The sequence below is a fragment of the Nitrobacter sp. 62-13 genome (assembly GCF_001896955.1).
Classification (GTDB): domain Bacteria; phylum Pseudomonadota; class Alphaproteobacteria; order Rhizobiales; family Xanthobacteraceae; genus Nitrobacter.
This window is the reverse complement of the sequence record NZ_MKRN01000102.1, coordinates 1-7126: the sequence shown is the minus strand read 5'-3', so window position 1 is coordinate 7126 and position 7126 is coordinate 1. Positions and strand designations below refer to the sequence as shown.

The window sequence follows — 7126 nt, the reverse complement described above, 5'->3', positions numbered from 1 at the left end:
GCCGGGATCAAGCGCGCGTCGAACATCCTCGTCATCGAGGAGAAAAAGGACAAACGCACGTTCAACGGTGCGCCGGACGCCTCGCTCTACAGGCTCGACGAAGAGAAAGCGCTCGCTAAGGCCATCGATCACGCAAAGGTTGAAGCAAGCGCCGCCGTCGCCAAAGAAGACTTCGCCGCCGCCATGGCGGCGATGGCGAAGCTGCGCCCCGCGGTCGACGCCTTCTTCGACAAGGTGAAGGTCAACGACGACGATCCCAAGGTGCGTGAGAATCGCCTGAAGCTGCTCAACGAAATCCGCGCCGCGACACGCACGGTCGCCGATTTCTCCAGAGTTCAGGATTGATGATGCAGCCGCCGCGCCCTTCGCTGTAAACCGGAAACCCCGCCCCTTGGAGGTGGCGGGACGGGGCTCCGGCTACCCGCGTGGCGGCGGCTCCGATCGTGCCGTTGTCGTCACACGAATCGTTTAAAGGGAAAGCGCCGAAATGCGTGCCGGCGATGCGAGCCCGGCGCGCATCAGTCGACCACCTGCATGATGCGGCGCGTGCGCGGCTCGATCAGAATGGTTTCGCCATTCACGACGGTGTAGCGATAGGGCGTCGCGCCGAAACGCTGCGGCACGTCGTAAAGGGTGACGCCTTCGTCCGCCAGAACCGCGCCGACGACGATGCTTTGCGAAACGGTGTAAGAGGGGACGCGCTCGGTGACGACATATTCGCGAAACCCCGGAAGCTGCTCGTCGACAATCCGGCCATTGGGATCGACTTCGACCGGCTGGGTGACGACCATCTCGGTCGACGGCGCGGCGCCGACCGTGACGCCTTGCGCGTGGGCGGCAAGCGTGGTGCCCATTACGGTCGCAAGCGCGGCAATTGCCACGGCCCTGTGTCTCATGTTGACCTCCTCCTTTGCAGTGCCGAACGCGCGCAGGCGAGGCGCACAGTCGGGTTGTCATGCCAATTCATCCGGCCGGGCAACGTTCCCCCATGCAGCTTGGCATTTCTGCGGCGATTTGCGGCAAACGCCACAAATGAGGCGGACTCGCAGATCACCGCCGCCGCTATCATGGAGCCGGCGCGGCGGATAAAGTTTTCCGCGATTCGCAAATCGCATCATCAGTGGAGATTCTCCCCATGGTCATCACGGCAGCGCATATCCAGCCCATCGTGGCACTGGTCGCAGGCATCCTGATCCTGCTGATGCCGCGCTTCCTCAATTTCGTCATTGCCCTCTATCTCATCTTCGTCGGCCTCCAGGGCCTTGGCGTGTTGAAGATGCTTCACCTCTGATGCTCGGGGACGCTTGATCGCACTGAGCGTGCCGCATTCGAGGTGGCGCGCGAAAGGCGATTGCACGTCCGAGCAAGTTACGCCGGCCGGATGTCGATCGCCACAGGCCGGCTCGAATGTCGCTTGCCTTCCGGTTTGAACGAGTGTTCAGTTCTTTGGCTGCCGTGCCGGCAGTGTCTGCTGGAGCATGATCCGGAAAAGAGCCCGTCCCGGATTCGATCCGGGATGGAAAGCGGATTTTCCCGATAAGATCACGCTCGATCAGAAGGATGGATTAGCGTCCGGTTCAACGCGGTTGAATCAGACGCTAAGGACATGAACATACATGGTGTATCGGCGGACCCAGCAGGTCATGAAGCGCCTCGCGGCGCGTCGCAGCGCCATCCTGGCTGCGGCACGCGATACGGCCAGCAGCGGCGGCATGGCGGCGGTGCAGATCGCGCCGGTTGCGGTTCGGGCCAATGTCGCCGCCGGCACGGTCTATCGTTATTTCCCTTCGAAGGCGGATCTGATTTCCGAATTGATCAGGGAAGTTTCGCGCGACGAAGTGGCCGCGATACGCGGCGCCGCCGACGCAGCGCCGGGGCCGTCTTCAGCGCTCGCTGCCGCTGTTGCCACCGTCGCCGTGCACATGGTGTCGCACGGAAAACTGGCCTGGGGCATCCTGGCCGAGCCGGTCGATGTTGATGTTGCTGCGACACGGCTGACAAGCCGTCGAGAAATCACCGGCGAGATTGAAACGCGCATCGTCGCTGCGGTGCGTGCCGGGCATTTGCCGGCGCAGGATACGTCGCTGGCCGCGACCGCGCTGCTCGGCGCGCTGCATGAATCCCTGGTCGGTCCGCTGGCGCCCGATCATCTCGACGATCCGGCGAAACTCCGTGACGTGGTGCAGGCCGCCACCCTGCTGGCCTTGCGCGCGGTCGGCGTGACCGATGCGCGCGCTCGCGGTCTCGTGGTGCAGGCTGCCCTGCCGGTCAGAATGCCGGCAGGGCAGCACGCGGGCTAGAGTCAATCGAGCCTTTCTGATGGAATCAGAAACCAGGCTCCATGATCTTGTTTTGTCGCGTTTCCTTGATACGAACCGGTGATGCGAACCGGTATGCATCCTCAGGTCAAGCCCGAGGACATGCTTCGCTCGAAACGCTACAGGGCGTTACTTGACCTTGCCGTCCTTGTCGAACTGCGAGACGTAGGCCCAGAGATTGTCGAGTTCGCTCTGCTTGGTAATGCCGGCGAACACCATTTTGATGCCCGGAATCTTGGCCTTGGGGTTCTTGATGTATTCCTCGAACTCCTTCTGATTCCAGGTAATGCCGGAATTCTTCATGGCGTCCGAATAGGCATAGCCCGGCAAGCTACCGGCCTTGCGTCCGTCCAGGCCGTTCAGTTCTGGTCCGACCTTGTTCGTAGCCCCCGGGCCGATGGCATGACAGGCCATGCACTTGTTGAAGGCAGACTTCCCGGCTTCTACGTCCGCCGCGGACGAACTGCCTACGCTAGCAAGCGCGAAACCGAGGACGGTCAATGCGGATATGGCGAACGTTTTCATGGAGACCTCTGAGTTCCTAGTGGCTTCAGGCTGAAGCGGGTTGGGATTTACCTTTCCTGAGAGGAAAGGCCGGTGTCTGGATTCTGTAGCACGCAGGTCGTGCGACAACCTTGGATGCGAACCGCAGAATCGAAGGATAACACCGATCTTAGAATGATTCGAGTGTGATTTAGGCGCAAAAAAGGCCGTATTGCGGGTCCGCCGGGTGCGCGGCAGCCGATTCAATATTTTTGGCCGATCGCGCTCCCGGCGCGACCTTATCACGCAACCATAGCATTCGGCCGGAATCCGAACAATCCTGTTTAACGAGGGACCGGCGATGCCTACACAAGACGTAGGACAAGACATAGAAATGTGGTTGATCCAACGGGTCTTGTTGCGACCCGCGATCAGATTCGCAACGCCGGAGCGCCCGCCATATGGCCATCATGATGCCCGCATCGGATCAGACGGTGCTCGATCGCCGCGACGCCATCGTCGCGGACTTGCGCGCGATCGTGCCGGGCGAAGGCGTGATCTCCAGCGCCGCGGAAATGCTGCCGTATGAATCGGACGCCCTGACCGCCTATCGCCAGCCGCCCATGGTCGTGGTGTTGCCGGAAACCACCGAGCAGGTGTCGCGCATTCTGAAATACTGCTTCGACAACGGCATCAAGGTGGTTCCGCGCGGCTCCGGCACCTCGCTGTCGGGCGGCGCGCTTCCGCTGCAGGATGCGGTGCTGCTGGGACTCGGCAAATTCAAGCGCATCCGCGAGATCGATTTCGACAATCGCGTCGTCGTCACCGAACCGGGCGTCACCAATCTCGCCATCAGCCAGGCGGTGGCCCATGCGGGTTTCTATTACGCGCCCGATCCTTCATCGCAGATCGCCTGCTCGATCGGCGGCAACATCGCGGAGAATTCCGGCGGCGTTCACTGCCTGAAATACGGCATGACCACCAACAACGTGCTCGGCTGCGAGCTGGTGCTGATGTCGGGCGAAGTCCTGCGGATTGGCGGCAAGGCGCCGGAGAGCGCGGGTTACGACCTGATGGGCATCATCACCGGCTCCGAGGGGCTGCTCGGCGTCGTCACCGAGGTCACGGTTCGTATCCTGAGAAAGCCGGAAACCGCGCGGGCGTTGATGGTCGGCTTCGCGCAAGTCGAGGCGGCCGGCGAGTGCGTCGCGAAGATCATCGGCGCCGGCATCATTCCCGGCGGCATGGAGATGATGGACAAGCCCGCGATCCATGCCGCGGAAGCCTTCGTTCACGCCGGCTATCCGCTCGACGTCGAGGCGCTGCTGATCATCGAGCTTGACGGTTCTTCAATCGAGGTCGACGAACTGATCAGGCGGGTCGAGGCCATCGCGCTGGGTTGCGGTTCGACTGTCTGCCGGATCTCCGGTTCGTCAGCCGAACGCGACCTGTTCTGGGCCGGACGCAAGGCGGCGTTTCCGGCGGTCGGCCGCATCTCGCCGGACTATCTGTGCATGGACGGCACCATTCCGCGCGGCGCGCTGCCGCGGGCGCTGACGCGCATTCGCGAACTCAGCGAGAAATACGGCCTTGGGGTCGCCAACGTATTCCATGCGGGAGACGGCAATCTTCACCCGCTCATCCTTTACGATGCCAACAAGCCGGGAGAGATGGACAAGGCGGAGGCGTTCGGTGCGGAGATCCTGCGCTGCTGTGTCGAACTCGGCGGCGTTCTGACCGGCGAACACGGCGTCGGCATCGAGAAGCGAGACTTGATGCCGCATATGTTCAGCGAGGTCGATCTTAACCAGCAGCAGCGGCTGAAATGCGCGTTCGACCCGCAGGGACTGCTCAATCCGGGCAAGGTCTTTCCGACGCTGCACCGCTGCGCCGAACTCGGCCGCGTCCATGTGCACGGCGGCAAGCTGGCGTTTCCGGATTTGCCGAGGTTTTGAGTGCGGTGGTTGAAGATAGAAGATAGATGAGAAAAGTCGGCATTGCGTTTGGGCACGAATTGCTCTCTCCCCCCAACAGATCGCGCTTGCGCGATCTGAATCATGGATGGCGCATATCGGGCTGGCCCGACATGCGCTGGGGGAGAGGTGGAGAGGGGGGTAACCCCGGCTCCAGGTTTCGTTGCTTACCCCCCTCCCTAGTCCTCCCCCACAAGGGGGGAGGGAATACATCAGTCTGCGGGTGGTCGTGACCGTTCTGCACATACGCGACGCCGCCGATGTCGAAGCCGCCGTGCGCGCCGCGATCGCCGACGAACAGCCGCTCGAGATCGTCGGTCACGGTTCGAAGCGGCCGATCGGCCATGCGATGGCGACCAATGCGGTACTGGATGTCTCGGCGCTGAATGCGGTGACGTCCTACGAGCCCAACGAACTCATCATCACCGTACAGGCGGGTGCCGCGCTGGATGACGTGCTGCCGCTGATCGATTCAAGGAATCAGCAGTTCGCGTTCGAGCCGATGGACACCGCCGCGTTGCTCGACGTCCGCTCCGGCCGCGGCACCATCGGCGGCATGATCGCGGCGGGGCTCGCCGGCCCGCGCCGCATCAAGGCCGGCGGCGTGCGCGATCATCTGCTCGGCGTTCATGCGGTGTCCGGCTTCGGCGACAGTTTCAAGGCCGGGGGCCGGGTGGTGAAGAACGTCACCGGCTACGATCTCTGCAAGCTGCTGGCGGGATCGTGGGGCACGCTTGCGGTCATGACCGAGGTGACGCTCAAGGTGATGCCGAAAGCCGAGACGGAACGCACGCTGGTGCTGCGCGGGCTCGACGACGTCGCCGCCAACCGGGCGATGACGGCGGCGCTCGGTTCGCCATACGACGTCTCGGGGGCGGCGCATGTGCCGCATTCGACGCTCAAGGCCGGCCGGGGCACGCTGGCCGGTCTCGCAGCAAACGCCGCAACGCTGTTGCGGCTGGAAGGCATCGCCGCCTCGGTCGCTCACCGCGCGTCGGCGCTCGCAGCCGACCTTGCCTCGTTCGGAACGGCCGAACTCGTCGAAGGCGCGCAGTCAGCTGCTCTGTGGCGCGATATCCGCGACGTCATGCCGTTCGCGGCCGGCGGCGCGTTCGGCGCGTGGCCGGTGTGGCGGATCGTCTGTCCGCCGGCGCGAGGCGGTGCGTTCGGTCAGGCCCTGGCGCGCGAGACCGGCGGCGAGGTGATTTACGACTGGGGCGGCGGATTGATCTGGGCGGCGCTGCCGCCGTCGGTCGATGCGCACGCCGCGCCGCTGCGGCGGCGGCTGGCCGCGATCGGCGGCCATGCGACCCTGCTGCGGGCCGACGAGGGAACGCGGCGCGCGGTCGACGTGTTTCATCCGCAGGCGAAGGGCGTTGCCGCATTGTCCGAGCGGGTACGGCAGAGCTTCGATCCGAAAAGCATTCTCAATCGCGGCAGGCTGACCCGGACCCCGATCTCATGAAAACCGAATTCACGCCCGCGCAACTGGCCGATCCGGATATCGCCGAGGCCGATAAGATCCTTCGCAAGTGCGTGCATTGCGGGTTCTGCACGGCGACGTGCCCGACCTATGTGCTGCTCGGCGACGAGCTCGACAGTCCGCGCGGCCGGATTTACCTGATCAAGCAGATGCTCGAAAACAACGAGCGGCCGACCGCGGAGGTCGTGAAGCACATCGACCGCTGCCTGTCGTGCCTAGCTTGCATGACGACCTGTCCCTCGGGCGTCAACTACATGCATCTGGTCGACCAGGCGCGGGTCAGGATCGCGAAGGAGTACGAACGTCCGCTTCCCGAACGGCTGCTTCGAATGGTTCTGGCCTATGTGCTGCCGCGGCCGAAACTGTTTCGGGCCAGCATGATCCTGGCGCGCTTCGGCCGGCCTTTCGCGGCGCTGCTGCCGGGCTCGAAAGCCGGCACGACGACGCCGACGTTCCTGCGCAGAATCAAGGCGATGCTGGCGCTCGCGCCGGCGTCGCTGCCGGCTTCCGGAGCGGCCGCCGGCAGTGTGTTCCCGGCGAAGGGTTTGAGGCGCGGTCGCGTCGCGCTGCTGCAGGGCTGCGCCCAGCAGGTGCTGGCGCCGCGCATCAACGAGGCGGCGATCAGCCTGTTGACCCGTCACGGCGTCGAGGTGGTGCTGGTTGCGGACGAGCAGTGTTGCGGCGCGCTGACCCATCACATGGGCGACGACCGGGATGCGCTGGCGCGGGCGCGGGCAAACATCACGGCCTGGCTCGCCGAGGCGGAACGCGGCGGCCTCGATGCCATCGTGGTGACGACGTCGGGTTGCGGCACAGTCATCAAGGACTACGGCTACCTGTTGCGGAAGGATCGCGATTACGCGGCGGCG

Annotated in this window: 8 protein-coding genes; 6 read left to right on the top strand and 2 right to left on the bottom strand. The window is 64.0% G+C overall.

Features of this window, described 5'->3' with window-relative positions:
- On the top strand, nucleotides 1–345 hold a 345-nt coding region (locus BGN91_RS08950), incomplete at its 5' end, for a DALR anticodon-binding domain-containing protein (protein ID WP_292612398.1).
- Nucleotides 346–518: 173 nt separating this feature from the next.
- Here BGN91_RS08950 and BGN91_RS08945 read toward each other — a convergent pair.
- Nucleotides 519–896: a DUF1236 domain-containing protein gene (locus BGN91_RS08945; protein WP_292612396.1), complete on the bottom strand. Its 378-nt coding sequence runs from the start codon at nucleotides 894–896 to the stop codon at nucleotides 519–521.
- Between the two features lie 239 nt (nucleotides 897–1135).
- Here BGN91_RS08945 and BGN91_RS08940 point away from each other — a divergent pair, with 239 nt between their 5' ends.
- Both BGN91_RS08940 and BGN91_RS08935 read left to right on the top strand, forming a co-directional pair.
- Nucleotides 1136–1291 carry a DUF3096 domain-containing protein gene (locus tag BGN91_RS08940; protein WP_292612394.1) on the top strand — a complete coding sequence of 52 codons (156 nt, stop codon included), beginning with the start codon at nucleotides 1136–1138 and terminating at the stop codon, nucleotides 1289–1291.
- Nucleotides 1292–1616: 325 nt separating this feature from the next.
- Nucleotides 1617–2300: a TetR/AcrR family transcriptional regulator gene (locus tag BGN91_RS08935; protein WP_292612392.1), complete on the top strand. Its 684-nt coding sequence runs from the start codon at nucleotides 1617–1619 to the stop codon at nucleotides 2298–2300.
- A 147-nt stretch (nucleotides 2301–2447) separates the two neighbouring features.
- Here BGN91_RS08935 and BGN91_RS08930 read toward each other — a convergent pair whose 3' ends face one another.
- Nucleotides 2448–2843: a cytochrome c family protein gene (locus BGN91_RS08930; RefSeq protein WP_292612390.1), complete on the bottom strand. Its 396-nt coding sequence runs from the start codon at nucleotides 2841–2843 to the stop codon at nucleotides 2448–2450.
- Nucleotides 2844–3262: 419 nt separating this feature from the next.
- On the opposite strand from BGN91_RS08930, the gene BGN91_RS08925 reads away from it, so the two are divergent.
- From BGN91_RS08925 to BGN91_RS08915, 3 genes are all read left to right on the top strand, one after another.
- Nucleotides 3263–4756 (top strand): FAD-linked oxidase C-terminal domain-containing protein, encoded by a 1494-nt coding sequence (locus BGN91_RS08925; protein ID WP_292612388.1) that lies wholly within the window; start codon nucleotides 3263–3265, stop codon nucleotides 4754–4756.
- 247 nt (nucleotides 4757–5003) lie between these two features.
- On the top strand, nucleotides 5004–6239 hold the full coding sequence (locus BGN91_RS08920; RefSeq protein ID WP_292612385.1) for an FAD-binding protein: 1236 nt from the start codon (nucleotides 5004–5006) through the stop codon (nucleotides 6237–6239).
- A partial coding sequence (locus BGN91_RS08915; RefSeq protein WP_292612383.1) for a heterodisulfide reductase-related iron-sulfur binding cluster occupies nucleotides 6236–7126 on the top strand: 891 nt, incomplete at its 3' end. The genes BGN91_RS08920 and BGN91_RS08915, both read left to right, overlap by 4 nt.

Coding starts and splice junctions, on each gene's coding strand:
- BGN91_RS08945 (WP_292612396.1), bottom strand. CDS start 896: ATGAGACACAGGGCCGTGGCAATTGCCGCGCTTGCGACCGTAATGGGC.
- BGN91_RS08940 (WP_292612394.1), top strand. CDS start 1,136: ATGGTCATCACGGCAGCGCATATCCAGCCCATCGTGGCACTGGTCGCA.
- BGN91_RS08935 (WP_292612392.1), top strand. CDS start 1,617: ATGGTGTATCGGCGGACCCAGCAGGTCATGAAGCGCCTCGCGGCGCGT.
- BGN91_RS08930 (WP_292612390.1), bottom strand. CDS start 2,843: ATGAAAACGTTCGCCATATCCGCATTGACCGTCCTCGGTTTCGCGCTT.
- BGN91_RS08925 (WP_292612388.1), top strand. CDS start 3,263: ATGGCCATCATGATGCCCGCATCGGATCAGACGGTGCTCGATCGCCGC.